This window comes from Streptomyces sp. NPDC085866 (assembly GCF_044541035.1).
Classification (GTDB): Bacteria; Actinomycetota; Actinomycetes; order Streptomycetales; family Streptomycetaceae; genus Streptomyces.
This window is the reverse complement of the sequence record NZ_JBITSQ010000019.1, coordinates 35,927-56,037: the sequence shown is the minus strand read 5'-3', so window position 1 is coordinate 56,037 and position 20,111 is coordinate 35,927. Positions and strand designations below refer to the sequence as shown.

The following is a 20,111-nucleotide window of genomic DNA, read 5'->3' as shown; positions in this document are numbered from 1 at the left end:
CAGATCCCGCCGGTGCCGCCAGGTGCCGCCAGGTGCCCCGACGGAACAGCCCCGGCTCCCTTACTCCCGCCCCACCAACGTCACTCCCGCCCCACCAACGTCAGCAGCGTCGCCTCCGGGGGGCAGGCGAAGCGGACGGGGGTGTAGCGGTTCGTTCCGCAGCCCGCCGAGACGTGGAGGTAGGACGTACGGCCCTCCGCCGTGTGCGTGGACAGGCCCTTCACGCGGTCCGCGTCCAGGTCGCAGTTGGTGACCAGGGCACCGTAGAAGGGGATGCACAGCTGGCCGCCGTGGGTGTGGCCAGCCAGGATCAGGGGGTAGTCGTCCGCCGTGAAGGAGTCCAGGACGCGCAGGTAGGGGGCGTGGACGACGCCCATCGAGAAGTCGTGGGTGCCGGAGGGGCCGCCCGCCACCCGGGCGTAGCGGTCGCGCTTGATGTGGGGGTCGTCCAGGCCGGTCAGCTCGATCGACACGCCCTCGATCTTCAGCACGCCGCGCGTGTTCGTCAGGTTCAGCCAGCCCGCCGCGTCGAAGCCGTCCCTGAGGTCCTCCCAGGGGTTGTGGATCGCGCCCACCACCGGCGGATTGCCGTTGAGGCCGTGGCGGCCGCTGGTCTTCTCCAGCAAGTAGCGGGCGGGGTTGCGGAGTCTGGGGCCGTAGTAGTCGTTGGAGCCGAAGACGTACGCGCCCGGGAACTCCATCAGCGGGCCGAGCGCATCGAGGACCTCGGGGATGCCCTCGGGGTCCGAGAGGTTGTCGCCGGTGTTGATCACGAAGTCGGGGCGCAGCCCCGCCAGCGACTGCAGCCAGCGCTGCTTCTTGCGCTGGCCGCCGACCATGTGGATGTCGGACACCTGGAGCAGGCGCAGCGGGCGCATGCCCGGCGGGAGGACCGGGACCGTCACTCGTCGGAGGCGGAAGGAGCGGGCCTCGAAGCCCGCCGCGTACGCCAGTCCGGCGGCACCTGCCGCCATGATTCCCAGGGGTACTCCGTATCGCGCGCGCATATGCCCATCGTGTCAGACCCCGCCGCCCCCTCGAGACCGGCCGCCGCGTGACCCCAGGGGCCCGGCGCCGCTTGAACCGGCGCCGCTTAAATACGCGGGCGCCCCCGCCGTCGTACCTGAGACAATCGACGGCATGACCACCACGCTCAAGTCGAAGCTGCACGACGACCTCAACGCCGCGATCAAGGAGCGCGACGAGCTCCGCTCCTCGACGCTGCGGCTGACGCTCGCCGCGATCACCAAGGAGGAGGTCGCGGGCAAGGAGAAGCGCGAGCTCTCCGACGACGAGGTGCAGAAGGTGATCACCCGCGAGGCGAAGAAGCGCCGTGAGGCGGCCGACGCCTTCGCGCAGGGTGGTCGTCCCGAGCAGGCCGAGCGGGAGAAGGCGGAGGGCGAGGTTCTTGCCGCCTACCTGCCCAAGCAGCTGTCCGACGACGAGCTGACCGCGATCGTCGCCCAGGCCGTCGAGGAGGCGAAGGCGGCCGGTGCCGAGGGGCCGCGGGCCATGGGTGCCGTCATGAAGATCGTGAACCCGAAGGTGGCCGGCCAGGCCGAGGGCGGCCGCGTCGCCGCCGTGGTGAAGCAGCTCCTCCAGGGCTGAGAAGCGGAAACAGGGACGTACGAGTACGACGGCGGGGCCGCACCTCCATTCGGGAGGTGCGGCCCCGCCGTCATGCCGGGTGAGGCCCGCCGGGGCTAGCCCCGCGTGCCCCCGTTCTTGTTCCCGCCGTTGGTCTGTCCCTCGATGAAGTTGCCGGGGAGGGAGATCGTCGGCGTGGGGAAGGTGCCGCCGTCGGTGCCGCCCGTGGCGCCGCCGGTCGTGCCCCCGTCAGTGAGGCCGCCGATCAGCCCGCCGATCAGTCCGCCCGTGTTGTCCCCGTTCTTGCCGCCGTCGTTCCCCCGGCCTTTTCCCCGGCCTTTCCCGTTGGTGTCGTCGTCGGGGATGTCGACCAGGTTGAAGTCCGGGGCCGCCTTGCCCGCCAGGGCGCCGGTCATGGCGTCCTTCCAGATCGGGCCGGGGACCTGACCGCCGTAGACGAGATCGTGGTAGACCCCGCCGATGCTGATCCCGGTCATCTTCACGTTCTGCTTGGCGCTGCCGACCCAGACCGCACCGGCCAGGTTGGGCGTGTAGCCGACGAACCAGGCGTTCTTGCGCTCGTCCGTCGTACCCGTCTTGCCCGCGCTCTCCCGGTCGGTCAGACCGGCCTGCTGGCCGGTACCGGAGTCGACCACGCCGCGCAGCAGGGTGTTGACGGTGTCGGCGGTCTTCTCGCTCATCGCGCGCGAGCAGGTCGACCTGGGGACCTCGAGCGACTTCTGCTCGTTGCCGATCTTCTGGGTGATCGACTCGATGGCGATCGGGGTGCAGTACATGCCCCGCGCGGCGAAGGTGGCGTACGCGTTCGCCATGGTCAGCGGGGAGAGGCCGATCGAACCGAGGGCGATCGAGGGGGTCTCCGGGAGCTTCGAGCCGTCGCCCTGCACCACGTGCAGCGCGTCGGTCATCTTCACCACCGGGCACAGACCGATGTCGGAGATCAGCTGCACGAAGTAGGTGTTGATGGACTTCGCCATCGCCTCCTTCATGCGGTACGGGCCCTTCTCGGACTCGTTCTCGTTCTCTACCGTCTCGCCCTTGGTGTTGACGTAGGGGTTGCTGCTGCACCGCTGGACCGGGCTCGGGTAGTTCATCTTGTACGGCGACGAGTACGCCTGCGTCGCCGGCTTGCCGCCCTCGATCGCGGCCGCCGCCACGAACGGCTTGAACGTCGAACCGGTCGGGAAGCCGTAGTTGGAGCCGCCCATGTCCCGGTTGACCGAGAAGTTGTACTCGGTCTCGTTGTTGCCGTAGCCGTAGGGCTTCGACTGACCCAGCGCCAGGACCTTGCCGGTGCCGGGCTCGACCAGGGTGGCCGCCGCGGCGACGCTGTCGGACTTGTAGACGTGCTCCTTCAGGGAGGCCTGCACGGACTCCTGCGCCTGCGGGTCCATCGTCGTACGGATGGTGAGGCCGCCGCGGTTCCAGAGCTGGGCGCGCTCCTCGCGGGTCTTGCCGAAGGTCGGGTCGGTCAGGAAGACGTTCTCGACGTACTTGCAGAAGAACGCGGCGCCCTTGGTGGCCGTGATGCAGCCGTTCTTCGGCTGGCGGACGTGCAGGCCGAGCGGCTTCTCCTTGGCCCGGTCGGCCTCCGCCTGGGAGATGTCGCCGAGCTCGGCCATGCGCTGCAGGACGGTGTTGCGGCGCTTGGTGGCCTCGGCCTCGTCGTTCACCGGGTCGTAGCGGCTCGGGGACTGGACGATGCCGGCCAGCAGCGCCGACTCCTGCACGTTCAGGTCCTTGGCGTGCTTGGAGAAGTAGCGCTGGGAGGCGGCCTCGACGCCGTAGGCCTGCTCGCCGAAGAAGGTGATGTTCAGGTAGTTCTCGAGGATCTTCTTCTTGCCCAGCTTCTCCTCGATCTGGATCGCGTACTTCAGCTCGCGGACCTTGCGCCCGAGGGTCTGCTGGGTGGCCTCGGCGACCTTGGTGGGGTCGTCGCCGGCCTCCTCGATGAAGTAGTTCTTCACCAGCTGCTGGGTGAGCGTGGAGGCGCCCTGGGCGACCCCGCCGCTCTGCGCGTTCTTGTTCAGGGCGCGCAGCACGCCCTTGAGGTCGATCGCGCCGTGCTTGTAGAAGCGGGAGTCCTCGATCGCGACGATCGCCTTCTGCATGTACGGCGAGATGTCCTTGAGGTCCACCACCGTACGGTCGCGGGAGTAGACGGTCGCGAGCTGGTTGCCCCGGCTGTCCAGTATGGTCGTGCGCTGGCTGAGCTGGGGGCTCTTGAGGTTGGCCGGGATCTCGTCGAAGCCCTTGACCGAGCCCTTGGCCGCGAGTCCGAGCGCGCCGGCAGCGGGCAGCGCGATGCCCGCCATCACGGCTCCCGCGAGCACACTGACACCGAGGAACTTGGCGGCCTGCTGAGTTGCCGACAGGCCACCGCCCGAGCGCTTCTTTGGCATGGGGGCAGCCTAAACCGTTGTGATGAGCGTTCCATCACGGCACGGCAAAGCAGAACGCGTACCTTCTCATTCGCCGGACACGTGCGCAGGCCTTGGCCTAAGCTGCTCTCAACTGTCACAGCGGTGCGGCCGCGTATCAATACGTCCGGCGACCCCGAATCGTTCCGGAAGTACCCCGATTTTCTGGTGGGGGCGTGTCCGAATCCGCCTCGTGTGTCACCTGGCGCCCGTTGTGGCGCACCACAGCCGTCCCGGTTTGCCGGGATGATCACGCATGTCGCCAGCTCACTCCCGCGGGTGATCTGCCGCTTACCCATAGTCCGTTCGGGCCATTCAAGATTGGGCCCGAAGGGGGTGTTGCGCTGTCCCCACCTTCCGTAACGTCCTCAACTGGCGGCGGTGAATATGCCGCTGCCGCCGTGGGGGAGCCTCGATTCGGGAGAGGACGGCGCCGGTATGGGCTGGGTAACCGACTGGAGTGCGCAGGCTGCCTGCCGCACTACCGATCCGGATGAGCTGTTCGTTCAAGGAGCAGCACAGAACAGGGCCAAGGCGGTGTGCACCGGATGTCCGGTACGCACCGAATGTCTGGCCGATGCGCTGGACAACCGCGTGGAGTTCGGCGTGTGGGGAGGTATGACGGAGCGGGAGCGCCGCGCACTGCTGCGCCGGCGGCCCACCGTGACCTCCTGGCGCAGGTTGTTGGAAACCGCCCGCTTGGAGTACGAGCGTGGCGTCGGCATCGTGCCCCTCGACAGTGACGAGGTGTACGAGAACTACGCAGCGGTGAGCTGAGGGCATCGCCCTCGGCGCAGACCCGGGCCACTTCGACCGGCCATGAGGCATGGGAAGCAACGGTCGGACGTGTGTCTTGGGGCACAACCGCTGAACACCTGCTGTGCGTGGGCGTGCCCCCGGGGCGACGCCCACTCGGCAGGCGTGTACGAGTCCGGCGCACAGCTCGGTCAGGTGTGCGTCCGTTTACGGCCGGGGCCCGAGCGGCTGAGCCGTCCGCGAGCGCTACGACAGCTCCGTTCGCCCCGCCGCCAGCCGGTCCCCGATGTCGCGCAGGCCCGTGAGGTCGTGCACGTCACCGGGCAGTGCGGGGACCTCGACGACCGCCACCTCGGGGTGGCGGGCGGTGAAGCGGTCACGCGTGCGCTGCTCGCGGGAGAGCAGCTGCATGCGCTCCGCGTGCAGCCTCAGCAGGCCTGCGGCCAGCTGGTCGACGGAACGCTCCGTGTCCGCTTGCGTGTCCCCGTCCGGGGAGCCGTTGTCCGGTGAGTTGCTGTCCACGGCTGGTGAACCGTCGTCCGAGGCGGGGGAGCCGTCGTCCGGAGCCGGTGTTGCGGAAGCGGGAGATTCTGAACTGCCGTACGTGTCGGGAGAGTTACGAAGTCCAGCTTTCCCGCCCCCCTGATCCACAATGCGGGGCTCCTCAAGATTTTCCGCGGCGGCGAGCGCCCGCTCGGCCGACAGCCGGCCGGCGCCGCTGCCATGGACCCGGTTGAGCACCAGCCCCACCAGCGGCATGTCCTCCGCGGCCAGCCGCTCCACGAAGTACGCGGCCTCGCGCAGCGCGTCCCGCTCCGGGGCCGCCACCACCAGGAACGCCGTACCGGGCGCCTGGAGCAGTTTGTACGTGGCGTCCGCGCGCGTGCGGAAACCACCGAACGTCGTGTCCATCGCGGCCACGAAGGTCTGTACGTCCTTCAGCAGCTGGCCGCCCAGCAGCTTGCCCAGCGTGCCGGTCATCATCGACATGCCGACGTTCAGGAAGGCCATCCCCGCGCGGCCGCCGAGCTTCGCCGGAGCGGTCAGCAGCCGGATCAGGCGGCCGTCCAGGAAGGAGCCGAGCCGCTTGGGCGCGTCCAGGAAGTCCAGCGCCGAGCGGGACGGCGGGGTGTCGACCACGATCAGGTCCCACTCGTCCCTGGCCCGCAGCTGGCCCAGCTTCTCCATCGCCATGTACTCCTGCGTGCCCGCGAAGCCCGCCGAGAGCGACTGGTAGAAGGGGTTGGCCAGGATCGCGGCCGCCCGCTCCGGGTCCGCGTGCGCCTCGACGACCTCGTCGAAGGTGCGCTTCATGTCGAGCATCATGGCGTGCAGCTCGCCGTCGCCCTCGGTGCCCTTCACCCGCCGGGGCACGTTGTCGAGGGAGTCGATGCCCATCGACTGGGCGAGTCGGCGGGCCGGGTCGATGGTGAGGACGACCACCTTGCGGCCCCGCTCGGCCGCCCTGAGACCCAGCGCCGCCGCGGTCGTCGTCTTGCCGACCCCGCCCGAGCCGCAGCACACCACGATCCGGGTCTTCGGGTCGTCCAGCAGCGGGTCGATGTCGAGCAGGCGCGCGGCGGAGAGGTGCGGGCGGGCGGCGTCCTGCGCCTCGGCCGGGTCCGGACTCATGACAACCCCTGCTTCCGCAGCTCGGTGGCGAGTTCGTACAGGCCCGCGAGATCCATGCCCTCGGCGAGCAGCGGCAGTTCGTGCAGCCGCAGGTCCAGCTCGCCGAGGACCGCGCGCTGCTCCTGCTCCAGCGCGTGCCGCTCGGCGTACTCCGCGGCCTGCTCCAGCAGCGGGTCCACCAGCCGCTCGGCGTTCCCGCCCCGTCGGGCCCCGCCGAGCCCCGCGGCCGACAAGGCCCGCGCGAAGGAGGAACGCGGCACGGTCCGTACGAGTTCCAGGTCGGTCGCGTCCAGCACCTGGGGCCGGACCATGTTCACGATGACCCTGCCCACCGGCAGCCGTGCCGCGTGCAGTTCGGCGATGCCGTCGGCGGTCTCCTGGACGGGCATCTCCTCCAGGAGCGCCACCAGGTGCACCGCCGTCTCCGGCGACTTCAGCACCCGCATCACCGCCTGCGCCTGATTGTGTATCGGGCCGATCCGCGCGAGCCCGGCGACCTCGTCGTTGACGTTGAGGAAGCGGGTGATGCGCCCGGTGGGCGGGGCGTCCATGACGACGTAGTCGTACGCGAACCGCCCGGACTTGTCCTTGCGGCGCACCGCCTCGCACGCCTTGCCGGTGAGCAGGACGTCCCTGAGACCCGGCGCGATGGTGGTGGCGAAGTCGACCGCGCCGAGCTTCTTCAGGGCCCGGCCCGCGCCGCCGAGCTTGTAGAACATCTGGAGATAGTCCAGAAGGGCCAGTTCGGGGTCGATGGCGAGGGCGTACACCTCCCCGCCGCCCGGAGCGACCGCGATCTTCCGCTCCTCGTAGGGCAGCGCCTCCGTCTCGAAGAGCTGTGCGATGCCCTGCCGGCCCTCGACCTCCACGAGAAGCGTCCGCTTCCCCTCGGTGGCGAGGGCCAGCGCGAGTGCGGCGGCGACCGTCGTCTTTCCGGTCCCGCCCTTGCCGCTGACGACCTGGAGCCTGCTCACGCCTTCGAGACTAACCAGTCCGGCCGACGGTCACGCGGGAGGCTGTGGATAAACGGTGCTCAGGCCGTCCACCTGTCCCGTGGGTCACAGCGGATACAGTCGGCCCATGACCAAGTGGGAATACGCAACCGTGCCGCTGCTCGTCCATGCCACGAAGCAGATTCTGGACACCTGGGGCGAGGACGGCTGGGAGCTCGTCCAGGTCGTGCCCGGGCCCAACAACCCCGAACAGCTCGTGGCCTACCTGAAGCGGGAGAAGCAGGCGTGAGCGCGGTCGAGGCCAAGCTGGCCGAACTGGGCCTGACCCTGCCGTCGGTCGTCCCGCCGCTGGCCGCGTACCAGCCGGCCGTGCAGTCCGGTGTGTACGTCTACACCTCCGGCCAGCTGCCGATGGTGGACGGCAAGCTCCCGGTCACCGGCAAGGTGGGCGCCGAGGTCACCGCGGAGGAGGCCAAGGAGCTGGCCCGTACCTGCGCGCTGAACGCGCTGGCCGCCGTGAAGTCCGTCACCGGTGACCTGGACCGCATCGCGCGCGTGGTGAAGGTCGTCGGCTTCGTCGCCTCGGCCGCCGACTTCACCGGGCAGCCCGGTGTCGTCAACGGCGCCAGCGAGCTGCTCGGCGAGGTGCTCGGCGACAAGGGCGTGCACGCCCGCAGCGCGGTGGGCGTCGCGGTGCTGCCGCTGGACGCGCCGGTGGAGGTCGAGGTCCAGGTCGAGCTGGTTCCCTGAGTTCCCTGGGCCCCGCTGACCTCGGGTACCTCTCGAACATTCGCCCTACACGGGATAGCCTCCGGCCATGGCGAACGGTCAGTGGTACCCCGAGGAGTGGCCCGACCGCATCCGCGCGCTCGCGGACGGCACCCTCACCCCGGTGTCCCCGAGGCGCGCGGCCACGGTGCTGCTCCTGAGGGACACCGCGGCCGGCCCGGTCGTCCACATGCTGCGCAGACGCGCCTCCATGGCCTTCGCCGGAGGCGCGTACGCGTACCCCGGCGGTGGTGTCGACCCGCGCGACGACGACCGTCAGGTCCGCTGGGCGGGCCCCACGCGCGCGTGGTGGGCCGACCGGCTCGGCGTCGACGAGGCCGGAGCCCAGGCGATCGTCTGCGCGGCCGTCCGGGAGACGTACGAGGAGGCGGGCGTCCTGCTCGCCGGACCCGACCCGGACTCCGTCGTCGGCGACACCACCGGGGACGAGTGGGAGACCGACCGCGCCGCCCTCGTCGCCCGCGACCTCTCCTTCGCCGAGTTCCTGGACCGCCGCGGCCTGGTGCTGCGCTCCGACCTCCTCGGCGCCTGGACCCGCTGGATCACCCCGGAGTTCGAGTCCCGCCGCTACGACACCTGGTTCTTCGTCGCCGCCCTGCCCGAGGGCCAGCGCACCCGCAACGCCTCCACGGAGGCCGACCGCACGGTGTGGATCCGCCCCGAGGAGGCCGCGGCCGGGTACGACAAGGGCGAGCTGCTGATGATGCCGCCGACCATCGCCACCCTGCGCCAGCTGCTCCCGCACGCCACCGCCGCCGAGGCGCTCGCCGCCGCGCCCGCACGCGACATGACCCCGGTACTGGCGCGCGCCCGCCTGGAGGGCGGCGAGATCGTGCTGTCCTGGCCGGGGCACGACGAGTTCACCAAGCACATACCGACCGCCACGAGCACCGGTGGAGGCCCCGCATGACCGACGCCGCAGCCCTGCCCGGCCAGCCGCGAGGCGGTGTGCTCTCGGGTCCCGCGACCGAACGGGCCGTCAACGTGCTGGCGCCCAACGCCTCCGCGATGACCCTGGACGGCACCAACACCTGGATCGTCGCCGAGCCCGACTCCGAGCTGGCCGTGGTGATCGACCCGGGTCCGCTGGACGACACACACCTGCACAGCGTCGTCGACACGGCCGAGAAGGCCGGCAAGCGGATCGCCCTCACCCTGCTCACCCACGGCCACCCCGACCACGCCGAGGGAGCCGCCCGGTTCGCCGATCTGACCGGCACACGCGTGCGTGCCCTGGACCCGGCGCTGCGGCTCGGTGACGAGGGCCTGGCCGCCGGGGACGTGATCAGCGTCGGCGGCCTGGAGCTGCGGGTCGTACCGACCCCCGGGCACACCGCGGACTCCCTGTGCTTCCACGTCCCGGCCGACCGGGCCGTGCTGACCGGCGACACCATCCTCGGGCGCGGTACGACCGTCGTGGCGCACCCCGACGGCCGCCTGGGCGACTATCTGGACTCCCTGCGCCGTCTGCGGTCCCTGACCGTGGACGACGGCGTGCACACGGTCCTGCCGGGCCACGGGCCGGTCCTGGAGGACGCCCAGGGCGCGGTCGAGTTCTACCTGGCCCACCGTGCCCATCGCCTCGCCCAGGTCGAGACGGCCGTCGAGGACGGCTACCGCACCCCGGCCCAGGTCGTCGCCCACGTGTACGCCGACGTGGACCGCTCCCTGTGGCCGGCCGCCGAGCTGTCCGTGCGGGCCCAGATGGATTACCTCAGCGAGCACGGGCTGATCTAGTCCGGCCGAGGGTCCGGCCCGGCCGAGGGCCTAGTCCGGCCGCGGGGCTTTGACGCCGTGCACGCGCGCGTACTCCGCGGCGAGCCAGGGTCCGAGGTCGTCCACGTACGACCGCAGGACCTCCGGGTCGCCGACGGGCTCGTAGCCGTATTCCGCCGCCCTGCGCAGCTCCGCGGCCCGCTCGGGGTAGTACGCGCCGAACACCTCGGCCATCTCCCGCAGATCGCTGGTCCAGCCCTTCCAGCGGGGCATGACGAGGGTGAAGCCGGTGCGGACCAGGTGCCGGGACATGGAGCGCACCAGGGGCCGCCGGGCCTCCGCACGGTCCGCGGCGGCGGCGATCCGCTCCCGCCAGCGGGGCAGGAGCAGCGCGAGGTCGCCGTTGGTCTCCCGGGCGAGCAGGGAGTCGGGTCGGTAGCGGGGCAGGTACTCGGCGAGGTCGTCCCCGAGCATCGGGGTGCACAGGCAGGCCACGAACCAGCCCAGGTCGTACGTCTCCAGGTCGCTCAGTAGCCGGGCCCGGCCGTACAGCAGCGTGCCCACGCCGTCGATCTGCGGGAACTCCTTGTCGAGCGCCTCGCCGAGGGCACGGACGGCCTCCCGGTCGGCGTCGCCGGGTTCCTCGTGCAGCGCGACCAGCAGGTCCAGGTCGCTGCGCCCCACGCGCGCGGTGCCGCGCGGGACCGACCCGTAGAGGTAGGCGCTGTGCAGCCGCGTCCCGAAGGTGTCCAGCAGCCGGTCGCGCCCGGCTGCCACGACCGGACGGAAGGCGTGCGGCACGCGCGCGAGGGAGCCTTCGCGCTCGATGAAGCCCCGGGCGTCGAGACCGTGGGGTACGGGGGGTTCGACCATGCGTTCACTGTGCCCTGAGGGGCACGGTGAAGCGGCTTGTTTTTCGGTGCCGGTCAGCCTGGGGCGGCCCGTCCGGCGTTCGAGGACGAAGCCGTTCGGGCCGAAAGCGGGGGCCTGGGGGCGGCAGCCCCCAGAGACCTCAGCGCGACCGCTTGGCCAGCCGCTCGACGTCCAGCAGGATCACGGCCCGCGCCTCCAGGCGGAGCCACCCACGCTGGGCGAAGTCCGCCAGCGCCTTGTTCACGGTCTCGCGCGAGGCGCCCACCAGCTGGGCCAGTTCTTCCTGCGTGAGGTCGTGGACGACGTGGATGCCCTCCTCGGACTGCACGCCGAAGCGGCGGGAGAGGTCCAGCAGGGCGCGCGCCACCCGGCCGGGCACGTCGGAGAAGACCAGGTCGGACATGGCGTCGTTGGTCTTGCGCAGTCGGCGGGCGACGGCGCGCAGCAGGGCGCCGGCCACCTCGGGGCGCGCGTTCAGCCAGGGCTGCAGATCGCCGTGACCGAGACCGAGCAGCTTGACCTCGGTCAGCGCGGTCGCGGTCGCCGTGCGCGGGCCCGGGTCGAACAGCGACAGCTCGCCGATCAGCTCGCTGGGGCCGACGACGGCGAGCATGTTCTCGCGGCCGTCGGGGGAGGTGCGGTGAAGCTTGACCTTGCCCTCGGTGACGACGTACAGCCGGTCGCCGGGGTCGCCCTCGTGGAACAGCGAGTCGCCGCGTGCGAGGGTCACCTCACTCATGGAGGCGCGCAGCTCCGCGGCCTGCTCGTCGTCGAGAGCCGCGAAGAGCGGGTTGCGCCGCAGAACGTCGTCCACGAGTTCTCTCCTTGTCGACCTGCTCAGGGGATCTTGCTCCCCCTTGGTACCAGGGGACCGTGCTCCCCATTTTGCCGGACGATCCAAACAGTGTGATCTGTCACAAGGATGCCGCACAGGTGTCCCAAGGTAAGCGGCAGGGGTCCAATCGGGGGCTGATCTTCCGGGTCCGGGGCGGATGTCGGTGCCTGGCTTTAGGCTGGCCGGGTGTCCAAAACGCCGGTGAGAGCACAGGCCAAGGGGGCTGGGCGGGTGGTTGTACGTCGGGATTCCGCTGTGGGCGAACAAGGCTCTGGCGGAAATGACAAAAGTATGAAATCAGGAAAAAAGGTACCTCGTAAGAAACCGGCTGCCAACGAGTCCCGCACCGCCTTGGTCCGCCGTGCCCGCCGCATCAACCGCGAGCTGGCCGAGGTCTACCCGTACGCCCACCCCGAGCTGGACTTCGAGAACCCCTTCCAGCTGCTGGTCGCCACGGTGCTGTCCGCCCAGACCACCGATCTGCGCGTCAACCAGACCACCCCGGCGCTCTTCGCGAAGTACCCCACCCCCGAGGACCTGGCCGCCGCCAACCCGGAGGAGGTCGAGGAGATCCTGCGCCCCTGCGGCTTCTTCCGGGCCAAGACCCGGTCGGTGACAGGGCTCTCCAAGGCCCTCGCCGAGGACTTCGGCGGCGAGGTCCCCGGAAGGCTGGAGGACCTGGTCAAGCTGCCCGGTGTCGGCCGCAAGACCGCCTTCGTGGTCCTCGGCAACGCCTTCGGGCGCCCGGGAATCACCGTGGACACCCACTTCCAGCGGCTGGTGCGGCGCTGGAAGTGGACCGACGAGACCGACCCCGACAAGATCGAGGCGGCCGTCGGCGCGCTGTTCCCGAAGAGCGACTGGACCGACCTGTCCCACCACGTGATCTGGCACGGCCGCCGCATCTGCCACGCCCGCAAGCCGGCCTGTGGCGCCTGCCCCATCGCCCCGCTCTGCCCGGCCTACGGCGAGGGCGAGACGGACCCGGAGAAGGCGAAGAAGCTCCTGAAGTACGAGAAGGGCGGCTATCCGGGCCAGCGCCTGAACCCTCCGCAGGCCTACCTCGACGCGGGCGGCAAGCCGGCGCCGCCGCTGGGGGCCGCATGACGGAACGATCTCGGGGCTCCGGGGCGTTGGACACGGCAGGACGGGGGTGGCGATGACGTACACGCACGACACGCGCAGAGGTCCGGTCATGCTGAGCAAGGAGGGTCTGCCGGGCTGGCTGGACCCGGTGGTGCGGGCCGCGGAGACGGTCGAGCCGCTCCAGCTCAGCCGCTTCCTGCCGCCGGAGAACGGCTCGGGCAGGCAGTCGGCCGTGCTGATCCTGTTCGGCGAGGGCGAGCACGGCCCCGAGCTGCTGCTCATGGAGCGGGCCGGCTCCCTGCGCTCCCACGCCGGCCAGCCGTCCTTCCCGGGTGGCGCCCTCGACCCGGAGGACGGCGACGCGCACGGCGACGGGCCGCTGCGGGCCGCGCTGCGCGAGGCCGAGGAGGAGACCGGCCTCGACCCCGCCGGCGTCCAGCTCTTCGGCGTCCTGCCCGCCCTCTACATCCCGGTCAGCGGCTTCGTCGTCACGCCCGTGCTCGGCTGGTGGCGCGAGCCCAGCCCGGTCGACGTCGTCGACCCGAACGAGACCGCCCGAGTCTTCACCGTCCCCGTGGCGGATCTCACGGACCCCGCCAACCGCGCCACCACCGTCCACCCCAGCGGTCACCGGGGTCCGGCATTCCTGGTCGAATCGGCTCTGGTCTGGGGTTTCACGGCCGGAGTGATCGACCGCCTGCTGCACTTCGCGGGCTGGGAGCGCCCTTGGAACAGAGAGAACGAGGTCCCGCTCGACTGGCGGTCATGACAGGGTGTCGTCCGTGAATGTGCTGGACATCTTGTTGCTGGTCGCCGCCGTGTGGTTCGCGGTCGTGGGCTATCGCCAGGGCTTCGTCGTCGGCATCCTGTCGGTGATCGGGTTCCTCGGCGGTGGTCTCGTCGCCGTGTACACGCTGCCCGTCATCTGGGACGCCGTGACCGACAACGCGGAGGTCGGCACCACCGCGGCCGTGGTCGCCGTGGTCGTCGTCATCGTCTGCGCCTCCATCGGCCAGGCCCTGACCACCCATCTCGGCAACAAGCTGCGCCGCCACATCACCTGGTCCCCGGCACGTGCCCTGGACGCCACCGGCGGCGCCCTGGTCAACGTCGTCGCCATGCTGCTCGTCGCCTGGCTGATCGGATCCGCGCTCGCCCAGACCACGCTGCCGACCCTGGGCAAGGAGGTCCGCAACTCCAAGGTGCTCCTGGGCGTGTCGCAGGCCCTGCCCGCGGCGGCCGACACCTGGTTCAAGGACTTCACCTCGGTCCTCGCGCAGAACGGTTTCCCGCAGGTCTTCAGCCCCTTCTCCAACGAGCCGATCAAGGACGTGGAGCCGCCCGACCCGGCCCTGGCGAACAGCCCGGTCGCCACCCGGGCCCAGCGCTCCATCGTCAAGGTCACCGGCACCGCCCAGAGCTGCGGCAAGGTCCTGGAGGGCACCGGCTTCGTCTTCGCCGACCGCCGCGTCATGACCAACGCGCATGTCGTCGGCGGCGTCGACGCACCCTCCGTGCAGATCGGCGGCGAGGGCCGCAAGTACGCCGCGAAGGTCGTCCTGTACGACTGGAAGCGCGACATCGCCGTCCTCGACGTACCGGACCTGAAGGCGAACGCCCTCCGGTTCACCACCCAGGACGCGGCCGGCGGCGACGGCGCGATCGTCGCGGGCTTCCCCGAGAACGGCTCGTACGACGTCCGTGCCGCGCGCGTGCGCGGGCGCATCACGGCCAACGGCCCGGACATCTACCACCGCGGCACGGTCGGCCGCGACGTCTACTCCCTGTACGCGACCGTCCGCCAGGGCAACTCCGGCGGCCCGCTGCTCACGCCCGACGGCAAGGTCTACGGCGTGGTGTTCGCCAAGTCCCTCGACGACGCCGACACGGGCTACGCGCTCACGGCCGACGAGATCCGGCAGGACATCAGCCGGGGTCGTGCGGCGAACGAGCAGGTGGGCACCGACAGCTGCGCCCTGTAAGGGTGTTGGGGAAGCGTCCCGCGCGGTTCAGCCGCGCGGGTGACGCAGGCGCACGGAGACCCAGCGGGCCCGGCGGCGCAGGATGCGCGGAATTCCCACCCTGAGGTCCGCCTCCGCGAGCTGCGGCGTGCCTCGCTGTGAGGAGCTCGGCCCAGCGGCCGAGCGGCGGTTGCGGGGTGCGTCACTGTAGTCGTGCGTCCAGCCCATACCCCGACGTGTGCCCCTGCCCCAAGGTCGATAACCGCCTCCGCGCCCCCCAATTGGCCTATGCGGCAGGCATGTGGCCGTTCGAGGGACAACTGTTCAGGAACCGGATACTCCGCTCACCGAACCGCTTACCGGTCCGGCTCGGGATCCTTCAGCCAGTTGACGAGTTCCGTGGAGAAAGCCGCCGGGTCCTCTTCGTGCGGGAAGTGGCCGAGGCCGTCGAACAGGCGCCAGCGGTACGGGGCTTCGACGTACTCGCCCGAGCCGGCCGCGCTGCGCGTCCGGGTCACCGGGTCCAGCGAGCCGTGCAGATGGAGCGTCGGCACCCGAACCGGCCGCTTCATCCTGCGGTTGAACTGGATGCCGTCCGGGCGGGCGAGTGAGCGCACCAGCCAGCGGTACGGCTCGATCGCGCAGTGCGCGGTGGACGGGATGCACATGGCCCGCTGGTACGTCTCCACGTCCGCGTCCTCCGGCAGCCGCGGCCCGGACCACTCCCGGATCAGCCGGCCCACCAGCGCGCCGTCGTCGGCGGTCAGCTGACGCTCCGGGATCCACGGCCGCTGGAAGCCCCAGATGTAGGAGCTGGCGGTCGTCTGCCGGGCGTCCCGCAGCATCGCGGAGCGCCAGCGCCGGGGGTGCGGCATCGACACGACCGCGAGCCGTCGTACGAGCTTGGGCCGCATCGCCGCCGCCGTCCACGCCAGATAGCCGCCCAGGTCGTGTCCGACCAGCGCGGCGTCCGGCTCGCCGAGCGAGCGGATGACGCCGGTGACGTCCAGGGCGAGGTTGGCCGGGTCGTACCCGCGCGGGGTGCGGTCGCTGCCGCCGACACCGCGCAGGTCCATGGCCACCGCCCGGTACCCCGCGTCGGCGAGCGCGACCAGCTGGTGCCGCCACGTCCACCAGAACTGCGGAAAGCCGTGCAGCAGCAGCACCAGGGGTCCGTCGCCGAGTTCGGCGATGTGGAAGCGCGCGCCGTTGGCGGCGACGTCCCGGTGCGTCACCTTCTCCCCGCGGGGGAGGTCGATCCTTACGGCCGATGTCGCGGCGGGCTCCGTCATGACGACGAGCGTGCCACAGCCTCGATGGCCTCGGGCGCCCGGTCCTGCGGCAGCTCCGGGCGCGGGTGCGGCTTGGCGTTCTGCAGGACGCCCGCCGTCTCCTTCATCGACGCGGCGACCGTCTGCGGGCCCTGGCTCTTCTTGAGCTTCTTCGCGAACATCATGCCGATGAGCGTGAGCAGGCCGGCGACCAGCACGTTCGCCGCGAAGGACAGCAAGAAGCAGACTGCGAGGTTCCAGCCGCTCCAGGTCCGAATGCCGTACGCCAGAGCGAAGTTGAGCATCGGCAGGGAGAACAGCAGCACCATGCCGGCCGCCCCGAACGCGCCGCCGCTCGTGGCGCCGCGCTTGACGTCCTGCCTGAGCTGGGCCTTGGCCAGCGCGATCTCGTCGTGCACCAGCGCCGACATTTCGGTCGTCGCCGAGGCGACCAGCTGGCCGATGCTGCGTTCGGCGCCGACCGGGCTGCCGTCGGGTGCGCTCATCGCGTTCTCCCTCTGAAGTCGTATCTGCCGTCTTGATTTGTACCGTCTCGTCAGATCATGCCGGACGACCGTCCTCCCCGCCTGCCCCGCCCGGCACTTCCGCAACCCCGTGGCGCGCCGCGGCGGCCTTCTCGGCGGCGATGCGGCGGTGCTCGGCGGCCTTGCGCTCGAAGATGTCCGCCATCCGCAGGTGGTAGGCCGGGTCGTCCTGCTCGTAGACGTCCGGGATGCCGTCCCGGTCCTCGTCGCGCTCCTCGTCCTCGCACAGCCCGCGGTAGCGGGCGTTGCGTATCTTCAGCAGCACCGTGGCACACAGGGCGGCGATCAGCGATCCGATGAGGACGGCCGCCTTCACCTCGTCGGTCAGCAGCGTGTCGCCCACGAAGGCCAGCTCGCCGATGAGCAGCGAGACGGTGAAGCCGATCCCGGCGAGAGAGGCCACCGCGAAGATGTCGGCCCATTCCAGGTCCTCGCTGAGCTCCGCATGGGTGAAGCGGGCCGTCAGCCAGGTACCGCCGAAGATGCCCAGCGTCTTGCCGACGACCAGCCCGAGCACCACCCCGAGCGTCTCCGGCTCGGTGAACACATCCGCGAGCGCCCCGCCGGAGACCGCCACCCCGGCACTGAACAGCGCGAACAGCGGTACGGCGAGCCCGGCAGACAACGGCCGCACCAGGTGCTCGATGTGCTCGCCCGGCGAGTGCTCCTCACCCTCACGGGTGGTGCAGCGCAGCATCAGGCCCATCGCCACGCCCGCGATGGTGGAGTGCACGCCGCTGTTGTACATCAGCGCCCAGACGACGAAGGCCAGCGGCACGTACACGTACCAGCCGCGTACGCCCTTGCGCAGCAGCAGCCAGAAGACCGCCAGCCCGGCGACGGCCCCGCCGAGCGCCGCGAAGTTGATCTGCTCGGTGAAGAAGATCGCGATGATCAGGATCGCGAACAGGTCGTCGACCACCGCGAGGGTGAGCAGGAAGGCGCGCAGGGCGCTGGGCAGCGAGGTGCCGATGACCGCGAGGACGGCGAGCGCGAAGGCGATGTCGGTGGCGGTGGGCACCGCCCAGCCCTGGGTGGAGCCGTGCCCGGTGAGGTTGGTGAGGGTGTAGACGAGTGCCGGTACGGCCATCCCGCACAGCGCGGCCACCACGGGCAGCACCGCCGCCCTGGGGTCGCGCAGGTCCCCGGCGACCAGCTCGCGCTTGAGCTCGATGCCGGCGACGAAGAAGAAGACGGCGAGGAGGCCGTCGGCGGCCCAGTGGGCCACTGACAGGTTCAGGCCGAGGGCGCTCGGGCCGAAGTGGAAGTCGCTGACCGCCTCGTAGCTGTGCTGCAGCGCGGGGATGTTCGCCCAGAGCAGCGCCGTCACCGTGGCGACGAGAAGCAGGACACCGCCGACGGTCTCGGTGCGCAGCGCGTCCGCGACGAAGGTCCGCTCGGGCAGGGACAGACGTCCGAGAGCCTTGCGGGCGGTGTTCGGGGTGCGGGGCGCGGCCACGGTGGGGACCTCCGGGTCGGTGGGCAGGACGGAGCGCTTGCCGACCAGACTTCCCGGCACACCTTGAGGATCGTTTCGCGTTGCGGTTTTGCTTAGTTTACCTAAGGTTGCCGTGGGATGCATCCGGTGATCCGTACGATATGCGCGTTACGCGCAAAAAGGGCGCCCGGCGAGTTGTCGCCGGGCGCCCCTTCGGTCGTAGGCCCTAGTCCTCGCTCGGCCCCGCCGGGAGCTTGGACTGGATGAGGTCCATGACCGTGGAGTCGGTCAGCGTGGTGACGTCACCCAGCTGGCGGTTCTCGGCCACGTCCCGCAGGAGCCGGCGCATGATCTTGCCGGAGCGGGTCTTCGGCAGTTCGGCCACCGGCAGGACCCGCTTCGGCTTGGCGATCGGGCCCAGCGTGGCGCCGACGTGGTCGCGCAGCTCGCTGATCAGCTTGTCGTCCTCGGACGCCGTACCGCGCAGGATGACGAAGGCGACGATCGCCTGACCGGTGGTCTCGTCGGCGGCACCGACGACGGCCGCCTCGGCGACCGACGGGTGCGAGACGAGCGCCGACTCCACCTCGGTGGTGGAGATGTTGTGCCCGGACACCAGCATGACGTCGTCCACCCGGCCCAGCAGCCAGATGTCCCCGTCGTCGTCCTTCTTCGCGCCGTCACCGGCGAAGTACTTGCCCTCGAAGCGCGACCAGTAGGTGTCGATGAACCGCTGGTCGTCGCCCCAGATGGTGCGCAGCATCGACGGCCACGGCTCGGTGAGGACCAGGTAGCCACCGCCGCCGTTGGGCACCTCGTTCGCCTCGTCGTCGACGACGGTCGCGGAGATGCCGGGCAGCGCGCGCTGCGCCGAACCGGGCTTGGTCTCGGTCACGCCGGGCAGCGGTGAGATCATCATCGCGCCGGTCTCGGTCTGCCACCAGGTGTCCACGACCGGCGTCCTGTCGGCGCCGATGTGCTTGCGGTACCAGACCCACGCCTCGGGGTTGATCGGCTCGCCCACGGAGCCGAGGACCCGCAGCGACGACAGGTCGAACTGCGCGGGGATGTCGTCGCCCCACTTCATGAACGTCCGGATCGCGGTCGGCGCGGTGTAGAGGATCGTGACCCGGTACTTCTCCACGATCTCCCAGAACCGGCCCTGGTGCGGGGTGTCCGGGGTGCCCTCGTACATCACCTGCGTCGCGCCGTTGGCCAGCGGCCCGTACACGATGTACGAGTGCCCGGTGACCCAGCCGACGTCCGCCGTGCACCAGAAGACGTCCGTCTCCGGCTTGAGGTCGAACACCGCATGGTGGGTGTACGCGGCCTGCGTCAGATAGCCGCCGGAGGTGTGCAGGATGCCCTTCGGCTTCCCCGTCGTGCCGGAGGTGTACAGGATGAACAGCGGGTGCTCCGCCTCGAACGCCTCCGGGGCGTGCTCGACGGACTGCCGCTCCACCAGCTCGTGCCACCAGACGTCCCGCTCGGCGTTCCAGGCGACGTCCTGGCCGGTGCGGCGGACGACGAGCACGTGCTCCACGTTGTCCACCCGGTCGATCGCGTCGTCGACGGCCGGCTTGAGCGCGGACGGCTTGCCGCGCCGGTAGCCGCCGTCGGCGGTGATGACGACCTTGGCGTCCGCGTCCTGGATCCGGGTGGCGAGCGCGTCCGCCGAGAAGCCGCCGAAGACCACCGAGTGCGCGGCGCCGATGCGGGCGCAGGCCAGCATCGCGATCGCGGTCTCGGGGATCATCGGCATGTAGATCGCGACCCGGTCGCTCTTCCGGACGCCGAGTTCCAGCAGCGCGTTGGCGGCCTTGGAGACCTCGTCCTTCAGTTCCGCGTAGGTGATCGCGCGGCTGTCGCCGGGCTCGCCCTCGAAGTGGATGGCGACCCGGTCCCCGTGCCCGGCCTCGACGTGCCGGTCCACGCAGTTGTACGCGACGTTCAGTTCGCCGTCCTTGAACCACTTCGCGAACGGCGGGTTCGACCAGTCCAGCGTCTCCGACGGTTCCTTGGCCCAGGTCAGCCTGCGGGCCTGCTCGGCCCAGAAGCCGAGCCTGTCAGCCTTGGCCTGCTCGTACGCCTCTGCCGTGACGTTGGCGTGCGCGGCCAGGTCAGCCGGCGGCGCGAAGCGTCGCTCCTCCTTCAAGAGGTTGGCCAGGCTTTCGTTGCTCACGACATCTCCCTTTCCCAGGGTGTCCGTTGTGTCCCAGGCCACAGCT

At 70.6% G+C, this 20,111-nt stretch carries 20 protein-coding genes; 9 read left to right on the top strand and 11 right to left on the bottom strand.

Features of this window, described 5'->3' with window-relative positions; genetic code table 11:
- Positions 1–80 precede the first annotated feature (80 nt).
- Positions 81–1,007 carry a metallophosphoesterase gene (locus tag ACIF83_RS37620; RefSeq protein ID WP_399733965.1) on the bottom strand — a complete coding sequence of 309 codons (927 nt, stop codon included), beginning with the start codon at positions 1,005–1,007 and terminating at the stop codon, positions 81–83.
- A gap of 133 nt (positions 1,008–1,140) precedes the next feature.
- Between ACIF83_RS37620 and ACIF83_RS37615 the strand changes: the two genes are divergently transcribed.
- Entirely contained in the window at positions 1,141–1,608 is a 468-nt protein-coding gene (locus tag ACIF83_RS37615; protein WP_393484666.1) for a GatB/YqeY domain-containing protein, read from the top strand.
- A gap of 95 nt (positions 1,609–1,703) precedes the next feature.
- On the opposite strand, the gene ACIF83_RS37610 is transcribed toward ACIF83_RS37615, so the two are convergent.
- Positions 1,704–4,010, bottom strand: coding sequence for a transglycosylase domain-containing protein (locus ACIF83_RS37610; RefSeq protein ID WP_393484667.1), 2,307 nt, complete (start codon positions 4,008–4,010; stop codon positions 1,704–1,706).
- A gap of 456 nt (positions 4,011–4,466) precedes the next feature.
- Between ACIF83_RS37610 and wblA the strand changes: the two genes are divergently transcribed.
- Positions 4,467–4,805, top strand: a complete 339-nt coding sequence (gene wblA, locus ACIF83_RS37605; RefSeq protein ID WP_179851885.1) for a transcriptional regulator WblA — start codon at positions 4,467–4,469, stop codon at positions 4,803–4,805.
- Positions 4,806–5,030: 225 nt separating this feature from the next.
- On the opposite strand, the gene ACIF83_RS37600 is transcribed toward wblA, so the two are convergent.
- Positions 5,031–6,416, bottom strand: coding sequence for an ArsA family ATPase (locus tag ACIF83_RS37600; RefSeq protein WP_393484668.1), 1,386 nt, complete (start codon positions 6,414–6,416; stop codon positions 5,031–5,033).
- Positions 6,413–7,390, bottom strand: a complete 978-nt coding sequence (locus ACIF83_RS37595) for an ArsA family ATPase (RefSeq protein WP_399733961.1) — start codon at positions 7,388–7,390, stop codon at positions 6,413–6,415. Before ACIF83_RS37595 ends, ACIF83_RS37600 begins: the two co-directional genes overlap by 4 nt.
- 106 nt (positions 7,391–7,496) lie before the next feature.
- Here ACIF83_RS37595 and ACIF83_RS37590 point away from each other — a divergent pair, with 106 nt between their 5' ends.
- From ACIF83_RS37590 to ACIF83_RS37575, 4 genes are all read left to right on the top strand, one after another.
- Positions 7,497–7,658 (top strand): DUF4177 domain-containing protein, encoded by a 162-nt coding sequence (locus ACIF83_RS37590; RefSeq protein ID WP_003975360.1) that lies wholly within the window; start codon positions 7,497–7,499, stop codon positions 7,656–7,658.
- Positions 7,655–8,119 (top strand): RidA family protein, encoded by a 465-nt coding sequence (locus tag ACIF83_RS37585; RefSeq protein ID WP_393484670.1) that lies wholly within the window; start codon positions 7,655–7,657, stop codon positions 8,117–8,119. The genes ACIF83_RS37590 and ACIF83_RS37585 overlap by 4 nt, the downstream gene beginning before the upstream one ends.
- A gap of 67 nt (positions 8,120–8,186) precedes the next feature.
- Positions 8,187–9,068: an NUDIX hydrolase gene (locus ACIF83_RS37580; protein WP_398141523.1), complete on the top strand. Its 882-nt coding sequence runs from the start codon at positions 8,187–8,189 to the stop codon at positions 9,066–9,068.
- Positions 9,065–9,895, top strand: coding sequence for an MBL fold metallo-hydrolase (locus tag ACIF83_RS37575; protein WP_399733957.1), 831 nt, complete (start codon positions 9,065–9,067; stop codon positions 9,893–9,895). The genes ACIF83_RS37580 and ACIF83_RS37575 overlap by 4 nt, the downstream gene beginning before the upstream one ends.
- A gap of 30 nt (positions 9,896–9,925) precedes the next feature.
- Here ACIF83_RS37575 and ACIF83_RS37570 read toward each other — a convergent pair whose 3' ends face one another.
- Entirely contained in the window at positions 9,926–10,747 is an 822-nt protein-coding gene (locus tag ACIF83_RS37570; protein WP_399733954.1) for a nucleotidyltransferase domain-containing protein, read from the bottom strand.
- 139 nt (positions 10,748–10,886) lie between these two features.
- A complete protein-coding gene (locus ACIF83_RS37565; protein WP_023547771.1) occupies positions 10,887–11,561 on the bottom strand; it encodes a Crp/Fnr family transcriptional regulator in 675 nt (224 codons plus the stop codon).
- A gap of 276 nt (positions 11,562–11,837) precedes the next feature.
- Here ACIF83_RS37565 and nth point away from each other — a divergent pair, with 276 nt between their 5' ends.
- From nth to ACIF83_RS37550, 3 genes are read left to right on the top strand one after another with little or no spacing between them, the layout of a single operon-like run.
- Positions 11,838–12,689, top strand: a complete 852-nt coding sequence (nth, locus tag ACIF83_RS37560) for an endonuclease III (RefSeq protein ID WP_399733951.1) — start codon at positions 11,838–11,840, stop codon at positions 12,687–12,689.
- 52 nt (positions 12,690–12,741) lie between these two features.
- Positions 12,742–13,437, top strand: coding sequence for an NUDIX hydrolase (locus ACIF83_RS37555; RefSeq protein WP_393484675.1), 696 nt, complete (start codon positions 12,742–12,744; stop codon positions 13,435–13,437).
- Between the two features lie 13 nt (positions 13,438–13,450).
- A complete protein-coding gene (locus tag ACIF83_RS37550) occupies positions 13,451–14,650 on the top strand; it encodes a MarP family serine protease (protein ID WP_393484676.1) in 1,200 nt (399 codons plus the stop codon).
- 27 nt (positions 14,651–14,677) lie between these two features.
- Here the strand turns inward: ACIF83_RS37550 and ACIF83_RS37545 are convergent, their stop codons facing one another.
- From ACIF83_RS37545 to acs, 5 genes are all read right to left on the bottom strand, one after another.
- Positions 14,678–14,857 carry a hypothetical protein gene (locus tag ACIF83_RS37545; protein ID WP_145887608.1) on the bottom strand — a complete coding sequence of 60 codons (180 nt, stop codon included), beginning with the start codon at positions 14,855–14,857 and terminating at the stop codon, positions 14,678–14,680.
- Between the two features lie 128 nt (positions 14,858–14,985).
- The gene (locus ACIF83_RS37540; RefSeq protein ID WP_393484677.1) at positions 14,986–15,921 is read right to left on the bottom strand and encodes an alpha/beta fold hydrolase; all 936 of its coding nucleotides are present in this window, start codon (positions 15,919–15,921) and stop codon (positions 14,986–14,988) included.
- Positions 15,918–16,406, bottom strand: a complete 489-nt coding sequence (locus ACIF83_RS37535) for a phage holin family protein (protein ID WP_393484678.1) — start codon at positions 16,404–16,406, stop codon at positions 15,918–15,920. Before ACIF83_RS37535 ends, ACIF83_RS37540 begins: the two co-directional genes overlap by 4 nt.
- Before the next feature lie 55 nt (positions 16,407–16,461).
- Complete coding sequence (gene nhaA, locus ACIF83_RS37530; RefSeq protein WP_393484704.1) at positions 16,462–17,904, bottom strand: Na+/H+ antiporter NhaA; 1,443 nt, start codon at positions 17,902–17,904, stop codon at positions 16,462–16,464.
- Between the two features lie 205 nt (positions 17,905–18,109).
- Positions 18,110–20,107 carry an acetate--CoA ligase gene (gene acs / locus ACIF83_RS37525; RefSeq protein WP_399733946.1) on the bottom strand — a complete coding sequence of 666 codons (1,998 nt, stop codon included), beginning with the start codon at positions 20,105–20,107 and terminating at the stop codon, positions 18,110–18,112.
- Between the last annotated feature and the right edge of the window lie 4 nt (positions 20,108–20,111).